Origin of the sequence: Nonomuraea fuscirosea, assembly GCF_035917475.1 — a bacterium.
GTDB classification, from domain to species: Bacteria; Actinomycetota; Actinomycetes; order Streptosporangiales; family Streptosporangiaceae; genus Nonomuraea; species Nonomuraea fuscirosea.
This window is the reverse complement of sequence record NZ_CP109074.1, coordinates 2,953,930-2,970,497: the sequence shown is the minus strand read 5'-3', so window position 1 is coordinate 2,970,497 and position 16,568 is coordinate 2,953,930. Positions and strand designations below refer to the sequence as shown.

16 protein-coding genes are annotated in these 16,568 nt (G+C 69.9%); 3 read left to right on the top strand and 13 right to left on the bottom strand.

Annotated features, from left to right (window positions below; all coding sequences use genetic code 11):
* Window positions 1-36 precede the first annotated feature (36 nt).
* Window positions 37-1,104 (top strand): DUF3866 family protein, encoded by a 1,068-nt coding sequence (locus OIE67_RS13350; RefSeq protein ID WP_326640009.1) that lies wholly within the window; start codon window positions 37-39, stop codon window positions 1,102-1,104.
* On the opposite strand, the gene OIE67_RS13345 is transcribed toward OIE67_RS13350, so the two are convergent.
* From OIE67_RS13345 to prcB, 8 genes are all read right to left on the bottom strand, one after another.
* Window positions 1,050-1,529, bottom strand: a complete 480-nt coding sequence (locus tag OIE67_RS13345) for a DUF3291 domain-containing protein (protein ID WP_326640007.1) — start codon at window positions 1,527-1,529, stop codon at window positions 1,050-1,052. The genes OIE67_RS13350 and OIE67_RS13345 overlap by 55 nt on opposite strands.
* Window positions 1,530-1,546: 17 nt before the next feature.
* Window positions 1,547-2,203 (bottom strand): helix-turn-helix transcriptional regulator, encoded by a 657-nt coding sequence (locus tag OIE67_RS13340; RefSeq protein ID WP_326640005.1) that lies wholly within the window; start codon window positions 2,201-2,203, stop codon window positions 1,547-1,549.
* Between the two features lie 99 nt (window positions 2,204-2,302).
* Window positions 2,303-3,199 carry an FKBP-type peptidyl-prolyl cis-trans isomerase gene (locus tag OIE67_RS13335; protein ID WP_106250079.1) on the bottom strand — a complete coding sequence of 299 codons (897 nt, stop codon included), beginning with the start codon at window positions 3,197-3,199 and terminating at the stop codon, window positions 2,303-2,305.
* Between the two features lie 112 nt (window positions 3,200-3,311).
* A complete protein-coding gene (locus OIE67_RS13330; protein WP_219912338.1) occupies window positions 3,312-4,247 on the bottom strand; it encodes an FKBP-type peptidyl-prolyl cis-trans isomerase in 936 nt (311 codons plus the stop codon).
* A gap of 240 nt (window positions 4,248-4,487) precedes the next feature.
* Window positions 4,488-5,846 (bottom strand): Pup--protein ligase, encoded by a 1,359-nt coding sequence (pafA, locus tag OIE67_RS13325; protein WP_106250081.1) that lies wholly within the window; start codon window positions 5,844-5,846, stop codon window positions 4,488-4,490.
* 126 nt (window positions 5,847-5,972) lie between these two features.
* Window positions 5,973-6,497, bottom strand: a complete 525-nt coding sequence (locus OIE67_RS13320) for a hypothetical protein (RefSeq protein WP_326640000.1) — start codon at window positions 6,495-6,497, stop codon at window positions 5,973-5,975.
* 305 nt (window positions 6,498-6,802) lie between these two features.
* Complete coding sequence (prcA, locus tag OIE67_RS13315) at window positions 6,803-7,612, bottom strand: proteasome subunit alpha (protein ID WP_106250085.1); 810 nt, start codon at window positions 7,610-7,612, stop codon at window positions 6,803-6,805.
* Window positions 7,613-7,633: 21 nt separating this feature from the next.
* On the bottom strand, window positions 7,634-8,482 hold the full coding sequence (prcB, locus tag OIE67_RS13310) for a proteasome subunit beta (RefSeq protein ID WP_326639997.1): 849 nt from the start codon (window positions 8,480-8,482) through the stop codon (window positions 7,634-7,636).
* Window positions 8,483-8,699: 217 nt separating this feature from the next.
* Between prcB and OIE67_RS13305 the strand changes: the two genes are divergently transcribed.
* Window positions 8,700-10,067: an extracellular solute-binding protein gene (locus OIE67_RS13305; RefSeq protein WP_326639995.1), complete on the top strand. Its 1,368-nt coding sequence runs from the start codon at window positions 8,700-8,702 to the stop codon at window positions 10,065-10,067.
* A gap of 46 nt (window positions 10,068-10,113) precedes the next feature.
* A complete protein-coding gene (locus tag OIE67_RS13300; protein WP_326639992.1) occupies window positions 10,114-11,172 on the top strand; it encodes a DNA polymerase IV in 1,059 nt (352 codons plus the stop codon).
* Window positions 11,173-11,248: 76 nt separating this feature from the next.
* On the opposite strand, the gene OIE67_RS13295 is transcribed toward OIE67_RS13300, so the two are convergent.
* The 5 genes from OIE67_RS13295 to OIE67_RS13275 form a co-directional block, all read right to left on the bottom strand.
* Window positions 11,249-12,253 carry an endonuclease domain-containing protein gene (locus tag OIE67_RS13295; protein ID WP_326639983.1) on the bottom strand — a complete coding sequence of 335 codons (1,005 nt, stop codon included), beginning with the start codon at window positions 12,251-12,253 and terminating at the stop codon, window positions 11,249-11,251.
* A 36-nt stretch (window positions 12,254-12,289) separates the two neighbouring features.
* The gene (locus OIE67_RS13290; protein ID WP_106250095.1) at window positions 12,290-12,499 is read right to left on the bottom strand and encodes a ubiquitin-like protein Pup; all 210 of its coding nucleotides are present in this window, start codon (window positions 12,497-12,499) and stop codon (window positions 12,290-12,292) included.
* Window positions 12,500-12,746: 247 nt separating this feature from the next.
* The gene (dop, locus tag OIE67_RS13285; RefSeq protein WP_326639980.1) at window positions 12,747-14,261 is read right to left on the bottom strand and encodes a depupylase/deamidase Dop; all 1,515 of its coding nucleotides are present in this window, start codon (window positions 14,259-14,261) and stop codon (window positions 12,747-12,749) included.
* An 86-nt stretch (window positions 14,262-14,347) separates the two neighbouring features.
* Window positions 14,348-15,427 carry an acyltransferase family protein gene (locus tag OIE67_RS13280; RefSeq protein WP_326639978.1) on the bottom strand — a complete coding sequence of 360 codons (1,080 nt, stop codon included), beginning with the start codon at window positions 15,425-15,427 and terminating at the stop codon, window positions 14,348-14,350.
* Window positions 15,428-15,494: 67 nt separating this feature from the next.
* A complete protein-coding gene (locus OIE67_RS13275; RefSeq protein WP_326639976.1) occupies window positions 15,495-16,538 on the bottom strand; it encodes a pyridoxal-phosphate dependent enzyme in 1,044 nt (347 codons plus the stop codon).
* Between the last annotated feature and the right edge of the window lie 30 nt (window positions 16,539-16,568).

Here is a 16,568-nt window from a genome sequence, read left to right as displayed (position 1 = left end):
GCCTCACTCCTCCTTCATCGACGCTACCCTGCCCCCGTGATCAGATGGCGCAAGGGCGAGGTCCTACGGATCCGACGCGAGTGGCCGGGAGCGGTGGAGCTGGACGTCTCCGTCCCCGAGGGGGAGTGCCGGGCGCTGGCGTATCCGCCGCTGGTGGGCCGCCCGGAACCCGGTGACGAGGTGCTGCTCAACACGACCGCGCTCGCGATGGGTCTCGGTACGGGAGGTTACGCCATGGTGGTGGCCGTCCCGAACCGTTTGCCGCAAGACCCGGACGGTCCCGGGCACCTGGTGAAGGCCAGGTACACCCCGCTGCAGGCCACGGTGCTGGGCGCCGACGAGCAGGATTCGCCGCATCATGCCAGGTTGCGCGAGGCGGACTCGGTGGACGGCATGCCGGTGGTGGTGGCCGATCTGCACTCGGCGCTGGCCCCGATCCTGTGCGGGCTGTACGAGGCGCGGCCGGGCACGCGGGTGGCGTACGTGATGCTGGACGGCGGCGCGCTGCCGGTCTGGTTCTCGATGGCGGCGGCGAAACTGCGTGAGATCGGCTGGCTGGCGGGCGTGGTGACGGCAGGCCAGTCGTTCGGCGGCGACGTGGAGGCGGTCACCGCCCACACCGGCCTGCTGGCGGCCAGGCACGTGCTGGAGGCCGACGTGGCGATCGTCACGCAGGGGCCGGGCAACCTGGGCACCGGCACCAAGTGGGGCTTCTCGGGCGTCTCGGCGGGTGAGGCGGTGAACGCGGCCGGCGTGCTGCTGGGGCGGCCGGTGGCGGCGCTGCGGGTCAGCGAGGGCGACCTGCGCGAGCGTCACTACGGCGTCTCACACCACTCGCTGACCGCCTACGGCCGGGTCGCGCTGACGCCGGCCGAGGTTCCGGTGCCGGAGCTGGCGGGCGAGTTCGGGGAGCGGGTCAGGGACCAGGCCGAACTGCTGGCCGTCCGGCACCGCCTGGTCTCGGTGCCGGTGGACGGCCTGCACGAGGCGCTGCGCGCGTCGCCGGTCAGGCTGTCGACGATGGGCAGGGGGCTGGAGGAGGACCTGGCCTACTTCCTGGCCTCGGCGGCGGCGGGCAGGCTGGCGGCCTCGATGCTGCCGTAGGAGTCCTTGAAGGTGAACGCCTCGGGGCCGGGCCCCTCGGTCTTGAGGCGTTCGAGCCGCTCCATCGCCTCCGCCAGGGAGGGGATGGTGCCCTCGGGGACCCACCACATCACCAGGTACGGCTCCACGGCGCGCAGGAACCACTCCCTGCGCCGGCGCAGCACGCCCAGATGCGGGCTGCGGTAGACGTAGTTCCACACCGACTCCAGCGACTCCCACACCGAGAAGTTGACCAGCAGCAGGTCCCCGTAGTCGTGGGCGACGGTCGCGGTGGGGTCGCTCTCGCTCTCCTTGAGCCGCCACACGAAGCCGGGCGCCTCGTCGGCCAGGGCGTTGATGGGTTCGAGCAGGGCGACGAACTCGGCGAGCTCCGGGCTGTCGACGGGCGCGCGCAGATGGGCGATGTTGAGCTGGGCGAGATGCATGAGGCTCAGCACACCATTCAGCCGGCTTCTATGTCAACGTCTATTTGTTTTAGAGAGACGCAGCACTCCCCCGGCCGCGGATCCAGCTCGGCCCGGCGTGGGTCGTCGCCGAGCCCTTCGAGCAGCCCCTGGCACAGGGCCAGGTTCATGGAGCACACCAGCAGCGGCTGCTCCACCGACAGGGCGTGGAACGGGCAGTTGCGCAGCCGCACCACGCCGCCCTCCGCGTACGGCTCGTAGCCGCGCCGCTCCAGCACGCTCTCGGCCCGCTCGCCGCGATGCCGCCCGGCCAGCCCCGCGCCCGCGGCCCGCGCCGCCTCCTCGGCCTGCTCCTCGGCGCCGAGCAGGTCCACCACGGCGGCCAGGACGGAGGCGAGGGTGGCGTAGTCGCGCGGCGGCAGGCTCACCGACCGCTCGCCCCTGGCCCGGCGGTAGACCTTGGCGGGCCGGCCGCTGCCCGGCCCCTTCTTCTCCTGCTGCCGAAAGCCGCTCTCCAGCAGCCCGGCCTCGACGAGCTTGTCGAGGTGGTGCCCGGCCAGCGTCCTGGACACGCCCGCCGCCTGCGCGGCCTCGCCGCGGCCCATGTCGCCGCCGGCGGCGGTCACGGCGGCGTACAGGGTGCGCCGGACGGGGTCGTGCAGGAGGGCCAGCGCCTCGATGTCGTCGCTACTCACAGCGGGAGTCTACGAAAGGCCGCCCGCCCCTCGCCCTCCTCGACGGCCCTCTGGTGGCCCGTACGGCCCCGTGTGGCGCTGTGGCGGCTTCCCCCGGGCTCAGTAGGCGGCGATGACGTCCACGACGAAGACGAGCGTGTCAGAGCCCTTGATCCCGTACGCGGGATGCCCGGCCGGGCCGTAACCGTACGCGGGCGGGACGATCATCAGGACGCGGCTGCCCACGGGCACGCCGGCCAGGGCCTTGTCCCACGCCTTGACGGTGGTGCCGTCGCCGAGCTTGAACGCCCTGGGCCGGCCCGCCGGCCAGGTGGCGTCGAAGACGCGGCGCCCGGCCCAGACGGCGGCCTCGTACTGGGTGACGACGAGTTGCCCCGCCCGCACCGTGGGCCCGCCGCCCCTGGCCAGCACCTTGGCCGCGAACCCGCCCGGCGGCGCGGTGGCGGGCACGACCAGCCCCGGCCGGGGGCCGCCACCGGCCCGCACCCCCGCCAGGGTCCCGGCGGGGGCCTCGACCGAGGCGCCCTTGTGGTGGGCGCCGAGGATGTCGACGACGTAGAACAGCTCGTCACCGGCGCCGACGCCCTTCGGCGGGTCGGCGCCGAAGCCGTCGCCTGGCGGGATCGCGGCGATGACCCTGCTGCCCACCCTGCGGCCGCTGAGCGCCCGTTCGAGCCCGGGGAGCAGCTGCCCCACCGGGAACGCGGCCGGGGTGCCGCGGTTGAAGCTGGAGTCGACCAGGCGGTTGTCCCTGCCGTTCCACACGTGCGCGGTGTACTGGACGATGGCCACGTCGCCGGCGGCCAGCCGTTCGCCGTCGCCGGCGGCCAGCTCGTCCACCCGCAGGCCCGCGGCTGGCTTGCCGCCGGGGAAGACGATCGTCGGCCGGGCGCCGAACGTGCCGCCCACCTTCAGGTCCAGCGGCCCCGCCGCCCCGCCCGTACAGCCGGCCAGCAACAGCGGCGCCAGCAGCAGCGACACGGCACGGCGGCGCATCGGTCCTCCCAGCACGGATGGCCCGGCGGCGCTGCGCCACCGGGCCCGGCGATGCTACCGCGCCGGGAGAACGCCCGTCAGCGACTCCCGGCGAGTGCGCGTACGCGGCCGGTCAGTAGGCGGCCAGGACGTCCACCACGAACACCAGCGTGCTCTTGGCCGGGATGCCCTGCTGCGCCTGGTCGCCGTAGCCGAGGTCCGGCGGGATGCTCATCACGACGCGGCTGCCGACGGGCACGCCCGCGAGGCCCTTCTGCCAGCCCTGGATGACCTGCGCGAGCGGGAACTCGGCCGGCTGGCCCCGCTCCCAGCTGGAGTCGAACTGCTTGTCGGTGCCCCAGATCTTGCCCGTGTAGTGCACCGACAGCGTCTGCGTGGCCGCGACCTTCGGGCCCGTCCCCTGGATGACCGTCTTGACGACGAGCTCCTTCGGCGGCTTCTCGCCGGTCTTCGTGGTCAGCGTGGGCGCCTTGTCGCCGCCCGGGTTGCTCACCTTGACGCCCTTGATGCTGTCGCCGGTCTCCTTGCCGGTGGCGGCCTTCAGTGGCGGCGGCTGGGTGCCGACGACGTCGAACACGAACACCTTGGTCGGCTCGGCCGGCGCCGTGGCCTGCGGCTGGGCGACGGAGTCGTTGGCCAGCACGGCCAGCAGCCGGCCGCCGTGCTTGACCTTGGTGAAGCCCTCGCGCAGCACCTGCGGCAGCTGCTCGTTGACCTGGATCGTCTCCGGCGCCTTGGTGTCGTAGGAGGAACCCTGGACCGCGTTGCCCTTGCCGTCCCAGTTGTAGACCGTCAGGTTGACGATCACCCGGTCGCCGGCCTTGACGCCGTCGCCCGCACCGGGCTGGATCACCTCGTACGAGGATTTCTTCGCGGGCGTGCCGGAGGGGAACGTCACGCTGGGCTTGGCGCCCACGTTCCCGGCGACCTTGACCCCGGACGCCCCTCCCGAGGGCGCGGCGGCGGTGGTGGCGCCGTCGTCGGAGCCGCACGCGGCGGCGAACAGGATCATAGGCACAGCGGCCAGTACGGCCAGAGCGCGGCGCATGGGTTTCCCTAGGAAAGACGTCAGATTCGCGTCACCCTACCCGACTTCCCGGTAGGGCCGGGGTAAACGGACCACCACATCCCGGGCAGCCCGGCGGCGTCCCGGCCCAGTTCGGCGGCGGCCTCGCGCCGGCCTGCGCGCTCGCGGGCCCGCGCCACCGGCGACGGGCCCGCACCCGCGTGCACCTTTCATCCAGGCACCACCACCTCCCTCCCCGCCGCACCGGCAGGGAGGGAACGGCTACATGCCGGCGATCAGCTTGTCCACCCGCTCGTCCACGCTCCGGAACGGATCCTTGCACAGCACCGTGCGCTGCGCCTGGTCGTTCAGCTTGAGGTGCACCCAGTCGACGGTGAAGTCGCGCCGCTTCTCCTGCGCCTTGCGGATGAACTCGCCCCGCAGCCGCGCCCTCGTCGTCTGCGGCGGCACCGACTTGGCCTCGAAGATCTTCAGGTCGGAGGCCACCCGCTCCACCGAGCCGCGCTTCTGCAGCAGGTAGAACAGGCCGCGCTTGCGGTGCACGTCGTGGTAGGCCAGGTCGAGCTGGGCCACCCTGGGCGACGACAGCGGCAGGTCGTACTTCTTCCGGTAGCGCTCGATGAGCTGGTATTTCGTCACCCAGTCGATCTCGCGCGAGACCAGGTCGAGGTTACCGGTGTCGACCGCGTTGAGCGTGCGCTCCCACAGCTCCAGCACCCGGTGGGCGATGGCGTCGCCACCACGGCGGTCGACGAAGTCCTTCGCCTTCGACAGGTATTCCTGCTGGATCTCCAGGCTGGAGGCCTCGCGGCCGTTGGCCAGGCGCACCCTGCGCCGGCCCGTCATGTCGTGGGAGACCTCGCGGATCGCCCTGATCGGGTTCTCCAGCGACAGGTCGCGCATCACGGTGCCCGACTCGATCATGCGCAGCACCAGGTCGGTGGCGCCGACCTTGAGCAGCATGGTGGTCTCGCTCATGTTGGAGTCGCCCACGATGACGTGCAGGCGGCGGAACCGCTCGGCGTCGGCGTGCGGCTCGTCCCTGGTGTTGATGATCGGCCGCGAGCGGGTGGTGGCGCTGGAGACGCCCTCCCAGATGTGCTCGGCCCGCTGCGAGACGCAGTAGACCGCGCCGCGCGGTGTCTGCAGCACCTTGCCCGCCCCGCACACGATCTGCCGCGTCACCAGGAACGGGATCAGCACGTCGGCCAGCCGTCCGAACTCGCCGTGCCGGCCGACCAGATAGTTCTCGTGACAGCCGTAGGAGTTGCCGGCCGAGTCGGTGTTGTTCTTGAACAGATAGATGTCACCCGCGATGCCCTCTTCACGCAGCCGCTTCTCGGCGTCCACGAGCAGGCCCTCGAGGATCCGCTCGCCCGCCTTGTCGTGGGTGACGAGCTCGACGACGTTGTCACACTCGGGTGTTGCGTATTCAGGATGGCTGCCCACGTCGAGGTAGAGACGTGCGCCGTTGCGGAGGAAGACGTTGCTCGATCGGCCCCAGGACACGACCCGCCGGAACAGGTAGCGCGCGACCTCGTCGGGGGACAGCCTGCGCTGGCCCCTGAACGTGCAGGTCACGCCGTACTCGTTCTCCAGCCCGAAGATGCGACGATCCATCACCTCACACTATGCCCACGGATCGGCGAGCGGGAGAGATCTTCCCGGGTGTTTTCCCCGACGGCCCCCTATCACCCGCTTCGTCCCCGCGCCCGCCCCCACGGGGCGCGGGTGCCGACGCGCAGGTCAGGGGGTGTAGATCTCCTGAACCTTGACGATCTTCCCCCGGTAGACGGTGATCAGGGCGGGCTGCCCGTTACGGGCGTGCCGCTTGAGCAGCACGCTCCTGGAGCAGCGCTTGGCGCCCAGGCCCGTGCTGCGGCTGACGGTCAGGTCCGCCATCCCCGCCTTGCAGCCGAACGCGGACAGGAAGACGACGTCCTCGGCGACGGCGGACCTGTACGCCATCGCGTCACCCTCGGGCGGTCCCACGAAGCGCCCCTCGGTGTGGGTGCCCTTCTTCCACTTGATCGGCTCGTACTCGGCCACGCCACCCCGCAGGTAGGTGATCCAGCCGCGCAGAATGCCGTTGTGGCGGGGGCTGATCCGCTTGGTGAAGTCGTGCTTCGGGTCGGCCTGGAACGTGGTGCCGAAGGTCTTCGGCGCCTGGTACCTCGGGTAGGCGGTGGCCGCTTCGGCCGCCACGCCGGAGGTGAGCATCACGGCCGCCGCGGCACCGGCCGCCAGGAGGCCACGCAAGGGAGTGTTCACGAACAGTGAGATCCTCGATCACCTCGGCGAGTTCAGACAAGCCAGAGTGAAACAGGTCACATCCCCTCCGGGCCGGAGCGACGACAAGCCCCACGATCTTCCCTCCCCGACAGCCCGGCGCCTTTACAACGTAGATCACAAACCGTGCCTCAGGGATCACCCACCCGGAAACCGCCCGACCACCGACATCCGAGGCGCCCTCCACCCGCAACCCCAGCGCACGAACGTGTGGCGGAGCGGGCCCCACGAACGGCGAAACGGGGGCCCGCCGAAGCGAACCCCCGTCTGCGTGGACTTCTACCCGGTTACAGCGGCGGCGAGGAGCCGTCGTCGACGTCGCCCTCCGGCCCCGTGGGAGGCGGGCCGGTGGGGGCGTCATCGGGGGCGGGCGTCTCCCCCGCGGGCGGCGGCGTGGCGGCCGGCGGGGTGCTGGTCGTCTGGGCGAGCAGCCGCTCCAGCCGCGCCCCGGTCAGCCGCAGGAACTTGCGGTGCTCCCGGTTGCGGTCGAGCACGGCCACCTCGAGCTGCCCCACCGGCGGACGCTCCCCGCCCGGCTCGGTCAGCGCCGCCAGCGCCACCTCCAGCGCGTCGGCCAGCGACATCGACTCGCGGTAACGGTCCTTGAGCCGCCCCGCCACCGCCTCGGCCTGGCCGCCCATGGCCGCGAAGCCGTGCTCGTCGAACACCGACCCGTCGAAGGTCAGCCGGTAGATCGCGTCGCCGTCCTTCGTCTCGCCCACCTCGGCGACGACGACCTCCACCTCCAGCGACTTGATCGACTCGGTGAAGATGCGGCCCAGGTTGGAGGCGTAAAGGTTGGCCAGGCCGCGCCCGGTCACGTCGGAACGGTCGTAGGTGTAGCCGTTGATGTCGGCGTAACGGATGCCGCCGAGCCGCAGCTCCTCGAACTCGTTGTACCGGCCGACCGCCGCGAACCCGATCCGGTCGTAGATCTCGCTGATCTTGTGCAGCGCCCGGGACGGGTTGGGCGCGACGAACAGGATCCCGTCCACGTATTGCAGCACGACCACGGAACGGCCCCGCGCGATGCCCTTGCGCGCGTAGTCGGCCTTGTCCCGCATGATCTGCTCGGGGGACGCATATCCGAAAGGCATGGACACAGTGGTGATCCTCCGTTAGCGCAGCGGGGCGATGGGGCCGTCGGGCGAGATCAGCCGGGCCTCGAGCATCTGCTCGACGTAACCGGAGACCTCCTCGTCGGACAGGCGGCGGAAACCGTCGGCGTCGATCACGGACACGATCGGCCAGATCTTCCTGGTCACGTCGGGCCCGCCGGTCGCCGAGTCGTCGTCGGCGGCGTCGTAGAGCGCCTGGATCAGCGTCATCACCATGTCGTCGGCCGAGGCGCCGTCGCGGTAGAGCTTCTTCAGCGACCCGCGGGCGAAGATCGAACCCGAACCGATCGCGTCGAACCGCTCCCGCTCATAGGGCCCGCCGGCCACGTCGTAGCTGAAGATGCGCCCCTCGTCGCGGTTGGGATCGTAGGCGGCGAACAGGGGCACCACCACCAGCCCCTGCATCGCCATGCCGAGATTGCCCCTGATCATGGTGGCCAGCCGGTTGGCCTTGCCCGCCACCGACATGGTGCGGCCCTCGAGCTTCTCGTAGTGCTCCAGCTCCACCCGGTAGAGCCGGGCCATCTCGATGCCCGTGCTGGCCGTGCCCGCGATGCCCATGCACGAATAGTCGTCGGCGCGGAACACCTTCTCCACGTCACGCTGCGAAATGATGTTGCCCGACGTCGCCCGCCGGTCGCCCGCCATGACCACGCCACCGGCGAAGGTGGCTGCCAGGATCGTGGTCGCGTGCGGAACCTGGTCGCCGATCGGGGTGGCCAGCACCTCGTCCCGCCGCGGCAGCACGTCTGGCGCATATGAGGTGACGAATTCCGTGAACGAGGAACTCCCGGTGTTGCGGAAGAGCTCGTTCGCCAAGCCGACGGGCAGATCCCTGTGCGATGCCACGCGACTCCCTCCAAACGTTCAGTGTTCCTAGGGCGACCCTACTCATGTTGGGTTGCTGTCTGCACTTCCCACGATCAGCTCACGGCGAACCATCCCCCCGAGATCGCCGGAAACACGCGAATAGTGCGGAAGATCCGCGTTGGGAGCGTTCCTTTACGGCCGCCACCGCCCGTGCGATGGTCGGTACGTCAGCACATCCTGAAGCAGGAGGCCGACGATGCGACTCCCCCGCCGGCCCGCACTGACCGCCGCCGCCACGTTGCTCGCCCTCACCGCCTGCGGCACCGGCGCGGAATCCGGCGGCGGCAGCATCACCATCACCATCGCGGCCAACTCCATCGAAGGCGGCAAGAACGCCGAATCCGCCCAGTGGATCAAGCAATGGGTCATCCCCGAGTTCGAGAAGACCCACCCCGGCGTCAAGGTGCTCTTCCGGCCCAGCGGCGTCGACGACGAACAGTACAAGACCAAGATCGCACTCGACTTCAGGTCCAGGACCGGCGCCGACGTCATCGACCTCGACGGCATCTGGGTCGGCGAATTCGCCCAGGCCGGCTACATCAAACCCCTCACCGACGTCGGCGGCGCCACCGTCGAGCAATGGGAGGGCTGGGCCAAGATCCCCCAAGCCGTTCAGGGCCTGGGCGTCTTCGACGGCAAGAAGTACGGCCTGCCCCAAGGCACCGACGGCCGCGTCCTCTACTACAACAAGACCCTGTTCGACAAAGCCGGCCTGCCCGCCACCTGGCAGCCCACCAGCTGGCAGGACATCATCGACGCCGCCACCAAACTCAAGGCCGCCGGCGTACGCACCCCCCTCCAGATCAACGCCGGCACCGCCATGGGCGAAGCCACCACCATGCAGGGCGTGCTCCCCCTGCTCGCCGGCGCCGGATCCGAGATCTACGCCGACGGAAAATGGACCGGCGCCTCCTCCGCCCTCAAAGACGCCCTCGGCCTCTACCAGCGCATCTACGGCCGCAGCGGCCTCGGCGACCCGCGCCTCCAGCAGGAGGCCAAAGGCCGCGACAAATCCTTCACCCAGTTCGCCGCGGGCCAGATCGGCATCCTCGCGGAAAGCGACTACTTCTGGCGCTCCGTCATCGAACCCCGAGCCGGCGTCGCCCCCATGAAGAACCGCGACCAGACCGTCGGCTACGCCAAGATCCCCGCCCAGCGGCCCGGCGGCGGCCTGCGCGGCCAGGACTTCGTCAGCATGTCAGGCGGCGCCGTACGCGTGCTCAACCCCCACTCCAAGCACCCCGGGACCGCCTGGGACCTGCTCGCCTTCATGCACTCGGCCGCCGCCACCAAAGCCCAGCTCGCCGGACAGGTACGCATCAGCGCACGCACCGACGTCAACGCCGACGTCCTCACCGCCGACCCCATGCTCGACTACGTCGCCCGCGAAGTGCTCCCCCTGACCGCCTACCGCCCGGGCCTGGCCGTCTACCCCCAGGTCTCCGCCGCCCTCCAGGAAGCCACCGCCGCCGTCCTCAACGGCACACCCCCCGACGAAGCCGCCACCGCCTACCAGGACGAACTCGAAGACATCGTCGGCGGCGCGGCCAACATCGCCGGCTGACACCCCACCCCGGCACACCACCCCCGACCAGGCCATACTGGACACCATGGGCAGCACGTCCACCCGGCGCGACTGGATACTCCACCTCGACCTCGACCAGTTCATCGCCGCCGTCGAACTCCTGCGCCACCCCGAACTACGCGGCAGACCCGTCGTCGTCGGCGGCTCAGGCGACCCCACCCAGCCCCGCACCGTCGCCGCCACCGCCACCTACGAAGCCCGCGAACACGGCATCCACTCCGGCACACCCCTCCGCACCGCCCTGCGGCGCTGCCCCGACGCCGTCTTCCTCCCCACCGACCCACCCGCCTACGAAGCCGCCTCAGCACGCGTCATGGCCGTCCTGCGCGACTTCCCCGTCCGCGCCGAAATCTGGGGCTGGGACGAAGCATTCCTCGGCGCCACCACCGACGACCCGGAAACCCTCGCCGCCGACCTCCAGCGAGCCGTACACACCCGCACCCACCTCGACTGCTCCATCGGCATCGGCGACAACAAACACCAGGCCAAACTCGCCTCCGGCCTCGCCAAACCCGCCGGCATCCACCGCCTCACCAGCGACAACTGGGCCACCGTCATGAACGAACGCCCCACCCACGCCCTCTGGGGCATCGGCGCCAGAACCGCCGCCAAACTCGCCGCACTCGGCCTCCACACCGTCGCCCAGCTCGCCGCCGCCGACCCCGCCGACCTCGCCGCCCGCTTCGGCCCCACCAACGGCCCCTGGTACCGCTACCTCGCCCTCGGCAAAGGCGAAACCGAAATCGTCACCACCCCCTGGATCCCCCGCGGCCACAGCCGCGAGATCACCTTCCAGCACGACCTCACCGACCGCGCCGACATCGACCACCACCTCACCACCCTCGCCGAACACGTCACCCACGACGCCACCGCGGCCGGCCGCGAGATCACCAAGGTCACCGTCAAGGTCCGCACCACCCCGTTCCAGACCCGCACCCGCCAGAGCACCCTCCCCGCCCCCACGACCGACCCCGCCACGATCACCAGAACAGCCCTCGCCATCCTCGACCGCCACGACCTCACCCGCCCGGTCCGCCTCCTCGGCGTGGCCGTCGACTACACCATGCCACCCACCACCCGCTGACGCTCCGGACCCGTGACCCGCGCACACACCGCCCGACCACCGCACCCACCAGACAGCCCTTCGCCCGCGCAGGACGCTAACCCACCCGCGTCACCCGCCCATAGAACTCCGACCGGAGCTCCTCCTCCGCCCGCACCAACGCCTCCAGCTCGGCAGCGGACACCTCCGCCTCGGCGACCAGAGCCTCCCCCGCGTCCCCCGCACCCGCCTCCACATAGGCGAGCGCCCGCCACACCACCCCGGCATCATCCCGGAACTGCCCGATCCCGCTATTGCACGGCAGGCACAACGCATACCGCACATCACCGGTCCGATGACAATGATCCACATGCTCGGGGGGCCGATCCCAGCACACCACGCACAACCCGTGCTGAGCCGAGATCATCCTCTCCACATCCTCATGCCGCACCTGATAACGCTGCGCCAGGTGATAATCCCGGGTCGGCGGCACCACCCCGCCGTCCCGCCGCTCCGGCAGGACCACGAACTCCGGCCAGAGCACCTCCCCGTCCAGATAGAGCGCGGCCAGCTCCAGCAACACCAGATTGTCGCCGAAGTGCCCGAGCCCGTTGTTGCAGTTGAAACAGAGAATGCCGCGGACGGCACCGCTCCGGTGACAGTGATCGACGAACGTGCCCGGAACGCTCTGACAGACGGCGCAGAGCCCGCCCTGACGGGCGAGCATGCGCTCGAAGTCGTCCTCGGTGATGCCGTAGCGGTATTGGAGCAGGTAATTCCGCTCGCTGCCGTATTTCTTGATCTTGTTTTCGCGCGTCACGATGGTGTGGCACGGCTTGCAGTACGCGGTGAGCCCCGATCGTGTAGACCGGTTGCCCCCGAAATCGGCTACAGGCTTCACCTCTTTACAGCGCGGGCAGTATTTGTGTCCGTCCGGAACAGCGACCGCCTCTCGCACGGCCTTCCCCTGCTCCTCCTTGCGCTTGCGATAGCTCTGAATGGACCGCCGCCGAAAGCACGTTTTGCAGTAGCGCGCCAGCCCATCAGCCATGCGCTTGTTGAGCCCGAACTCGGAGACGTCCTTCTCCTCCTCGCAGTCCGGACACCGCTTACGCCCTTCCATCCCCCCTCCCCGATCACCCGATGTCCGATATTTCCCTCATTGTCCGCCTTTCTGGACGTATGACCTGACGAACTCCTCTGCGTTCTCTTCGAGAACTTCGTCGATTTCGTCCAGAATTGCGTCGACATCGTCAGTGAGCTTCTCCTGCCGCTCCTGCACATCCGGCGCCGCCGAGGCCTCGGTCTCCTCGACCTCGTTCTCGCGGCGTCCGGTCTGCTTCTGGCCGCCGGTGTCCTTGCTCGCCATGTCCTACCTCCGCTTCGGGGGACTGCCTCTAGTCCATATCTTCCCCGAACGGGACGACATTTCGCGCCGATCGGCCGTCGATCTTGCCGGGTTGGCCAGATAGTAGCCCTATCCAATCGCGAAGCCCCATGGGCCTCGGGCTTGGAGCAGGTCCGGTGTGCTCCGCATCACAGTGCCCACGCCACTGCAGGGGACCGCCGGGTGGTGGCGATCCCCTGGGTTGCCGATGATCAGCCGGCCGGTGTGGTCAGTCGCCGCCGGTGAGTGCGGCGACGAGGTCGGCGGCGGTGTGGCAGCGGTCGAAGAGTTCGCCGACGTGGGCTTTGGTGCCGCGGAGTGGTTCGAGGGTGGGGACGCGCTGGAGGGATTCGCGGCCGGGGATGTCGAAGATGACGGAGTCCCAGGAGGCGGCGGCGACGGATTCGCTGTATTGGCTGAGGCAGCGGCCGCGGAAGTAGGCGCGGGTGTCGCTGGGTGGTTGTTCGACGGCGCGCTGGACTTCGTCTTCGGTGACGAGGCGTTGCATGCGTCCGCGGGCGACGAGGCGGTTGTAGAGGCCGCGGTCGGGGCGGATGTCGGAGTATTGAAGGTCGACGAGCTGGAGGCGGGGGTGGGACCAGGCGAGGCCGTCGCGGCTGCGGTAGCCCTCGAGGAGTTCGAGTTTGGCGACCCAGTCGAGTTCGCGGGCGAGTTGCATGGGGTCTTCGGCGAGGCGGGTGAGGATGGATTCCCACCTGTCGAGGATGTCCTTGTTCATCTCGTCTTGGGCGGTGCCGCGCTCTTCGACGTATTTGCGGGCTTGTTCCAGGTATTCCATCTGGAGTTGGACGGCGGTGAGCTTGCGGCCGTCGCGCATGGGGATCTCGTAGCGGCAGGTGGGGTCGTGGGAGACGGCCCTGAGTGCTTGTACGGGGTTTTCGACGGCGAGGTCGCGGGTGAGGAAGCCCTCTTCGATCATGGCGAGGACGAGGGCGGTGGAGCCGAGTTTCAGATAAGTCGAGATTTCCGACATGTTGGCGTCGCCGATGATCACATGCAGGCGCCGGTACTTCTCCGGGTCGGCGTGCGGTTCGTCGCGCGTGTTGATGATCGGGCGCTTGAGCGTGGTCTCGAGGCCCACTTCGACTTCGAAGAAGTCGGCGCGCTGGCTGATCTGGAAGCCTTCGCCGCGGGAGTCCTGGCCGATGCCGACCTTGCCGGCGCCGACGACGATCTGGCGGGAGACGAAGAAGGGGGTGAGGTGCCTGACGATGTCGGCGAAGGGGGTGGCGCGCCGCATGAGGTAGTTCTCGTGGCAGCCGTAGGAGGCGCCTTTGGCGTCGGTGTTGTTCTTGTAGAGCTGGATGGGCGCGTTGGAGGGGATGGCCGAGGCGCGGGTGGCGGCGTCGTACATGACGCGTTCGCCGGCCTTGTCCCAGATGACGGCGGCCCGGGGGTTGGTGCATTCGGGCGCGCTGTATTCGGGGTGGGCGTGGTCGACGTAGAGCCTGGCGCCGTTGGTGAGGATGACGTTGGCCAGGCCGAGGTCCTCGTCGGTCAGCTGGGTGGGGTCGGCCACCTCTCTGGCCAGGTCGAAGCCGCGCGCGTCGCGCAGCGGGTTTTCCTCTTCGAAGTCCCATCGTGCCCTGCGCGCGCGGGCCGCCGAGGCGGCCAGGTAGGCGTTCACGACCTGCGAGGAGGTCACCATCGCGTTGGCGCCTGGCTGACCTGGTACGGAGATGCCGTACTCGGTCTCGATGCCCATCACCCGACGCACCGTCATGCAACACCCTCTGTTCGTCCGGGTCTGTCTATCCGCCGTTTATATGCCCGAGCCTATGCCCTTCACAGTGCCCCGGGGCCACAGAGTTATGGCACCGACGCCTTTTCAACCTGTACGCCGGGAGCTGATGGGGTTTGTGGTGATCTGCGTGGCTTGAGGAGCCGCTGGATGGGGCGTTCGGCAAAGGAGTAGACGAGATACGACACCACGATCGCGGTCAGGGTCGTGGTCAGGGCGACGGCCCAGGGCGGCAGGTCCCCGGTGAGCAGCGGGATGAGGGCCACCGCGATGACGCTATGGAAGAGGTAAAGCGGGTATGTCGTGCCGCCGAGCGCGGTGAGCGTCCTGGACGGTTTGAGGCGGAGCAGCCCGAGGGCGACGAGGGACGTGGCGAGGTAGATGAGGGTGACGGTGACGACCACGCTGACGGGGGTGACGGGCATGTTCTTGAATCCGGCGAGGTCGACGCGGCGTTGCACGCGGTCGAGCGCGGAACCGATCGACAGGCCGTAGCCGGCGGCGACGTAGAGCCACGGGAGCCAGGAACTGCCGTGCTTGTGGATGAGGTACAGGGCCATGCCGGCGATGAAGTAGGGCGCGTAGTCCGGCATGACGATCTCGTCGACGGTGCCGTTCTCGAGGATCCTGGCGCCGATCACGGCGGCCAGCCAGACGCCGGCGAAGATCAGTACGCGCCGGTACGTGACGCCGACGATGACCAGGATGGACATCAGGAGGTAGAAGCGCAGCTCGGCCCAGAGGGACCAGTAGACGCCGCTGGCGTCGGTGAGTTTGAACAGCCGCTGGAACATGGTGGCGTTCACCAGGTATTCACCTGGGGAAAGTTTTGGGTCGAGCGGCTTGGCTCCGGTGAGGCCGTAGAGGGCGGCGATGGCGGCCAGGCTGAGCCAGTAGGCGGGGTAGAGGCGGATCAGGCGGGAGCGGGCGAAGGCGGCGAGGCCGCGTCCCCAGACGCTCATGAGGATGACGAATCCGCTGATGATGAAGAAGAGCTCAACGCCTAAGATACCGAGCCCCGCGACGGGTGCCAGGGCCGGGAAGAGTTCCGCGGGCCGGTCGCCCCACACGGAGGCGTAGGCGACCAGGTAGTGGAAGGCGACGACGGCCAGGGCGGCGAGGAAGCGCAGGAGGTCGAGTTCGGCCAACCGGCCGTTTCCTCGTGCGTGGCGCGGCCGGTTGGGTTGATGCACGCCCCCTTTGACGTATTTCTGATCACTTTGGTTCCACTGGTCCCTCAGTTCCCACGAGCAGCACGCGTGCGGTGTGGTCGAGGCCGAGGGCGTGGCGGGCGGAGGGGGTGAGGGCGAGCAGCCCGGCGGCTCCGGCGGCGCCGCAGGCGGACAGGGCGACGCCGGCCCGGCCGAGTTCGCGCGCGGCGGCGGCGGCCTGGTCGTCGGTGATGGTCAGGTAGAGGTCGGCCAGGTGGCTCAGGAGGCGGTGGGCGAGGAGCGAGGGTTCCCTGCAGTCGAGCCGGCCGAGGGTGGTGGGGGCTCCGTGGACGTGTACGGGCGCGCCGGCGCGGGCGCTCTCGATGAGGCAGGGGGCGCCTTCGGGCTCGACGACGACGATCCTGGGTCGTTCGCCCCAGCGGTCGCGGACGTATCCGGCCGCGGCGGCGGCCAGTCCTCCGACGCCGGCCTGCACGAAGACGTGCGTCGGCCCGAGGTCGTCCGCGACGGCTCCGGGGTCGGTGAGCTCGTCGAACAGGACGGTGTAGCCGCGCATGACGTCCAGGGGGACGCTGGTGTAGCCCTCCCATGAGGTGTCGGCGACGAGCCGCCAGCCGTGCTCCTGGGCGGCGCTGAGGGCCTCCCGCAGGCCGGCGTCGTAGTCGGGGCCGTCGCGGTGTACGCGGGCGCCGAGGTCGCGCAGCCGCCGGGCGAACGTCTCCGGTACGTCCTCGGCGAGGTAGACGTGGCAGGGCAGGCCGGCTTCGGCCGCGCCGGCGGCGACGGAGATGCCGTGGTTGCCGGCGCTGGCGCAGACGACGGGCGTGCGGGTGCCGTCGCGTTGGGCGAGCAGGTGGACGGCGTACGCGCCGCCGAGCGCCTTGAAGCTGCCCAGCCCCATGCGCGCGCTCTCGTCCTTGACGTGGACGGCGGCGGTCCCGGCCAGGCCGGGGATGGTGTGGACGGGGGTGGGCCGGTAGGCGGGCCGCCGGGCGAAGTGGGCGCGGGCGCGGCGGGCGTGCGCGGTGCCGATGAGCTCCCGGTCCTGGCCGGTGTACGGGGCGCGGGCGGCATTGAGGTACTCCATGATCGCCATGCTAGGCCGGGGCGGCCTGCT

Bases quoted from the DNA above. Each gene is read 5' to 3' on its own strand.
- OIE67_RS13300 (WP_326639992.1), top strand. From the start codon at position 10,114: ATGGGCAGCACGTCCACCCGGCGCGACTGGATACTCCACCTCGACCTC.
- dop (WP_326639980.1), bottom strand. From the start codon at position 14,261: ATGACGGTGCGTCGGGTGATGGGCATCGAGACCGAGTACGGCATCTCC.
- OIE67_RS13345 (WP_326640007.1), bottom strand. From the start codon at position 1,529: ATGCATCTCGCCCAGCTCAACATCGCCCATCTGCGCGCGCCCGTCGAC.
- OIE67_RS13305 (WP_326639995.1), top strand. From the start codon at position 8,700: ATGCGACTCCCCCGCCGGCCCGCACTGACCGCCGCCGCCACGTTGCTC.
- OIE67_RS13295 (WP_326639983.1), bottom strand. From the start codon at position 12,253: ATGGAAGGGCGTAAGCGGTGTCCGGACTGCGAGGAGGAGAAGGACGTC.
- pafA (WP_106250081.1), bottom strand. From the start codon at position 5,846: ATGGATCGTCGCATCTTCGGGCTGGAGAACGAGTACGGCGTGACCTGC.
- OIE67_RS13275 (WP_326639976.1), bottom strand. From the start codon at position 16,538: ATGGAGTACCTCAATGCCGCCCGCGCCCCGTACACCGGCCAGGACCGG.
- prcA (WP_106250085.1), bottom strand. From the start codon at position 7,612: ATGCCTTTCGGATATGCGTCCCCCGAGCAGATCATGCGGGACAAGGCC.
- OIE67_RS13335 (WP_106250079.1), bottom strand. From the start codon at position 3,199: ATGCGCCGCCGTGCCGTGTCGCTGCTGCTGGCGCCGCTGTTGCTGGCC.
- OIE67_RS13330 (WP_219912338.1), bottom strand. From the start codon at position 4,247: ATGCGCCGCGCTCTGGCCGTACTGGCCGCTGTGCCTATGATCCTGTTC.
- OIE67_RS13290 (WP_106250095.1), bottom strand. From the start codon at position 12,499: ATGGCGAGCAAGGACACCGGCGGCCAGAAGCAGACCGGACGCCGCGAG.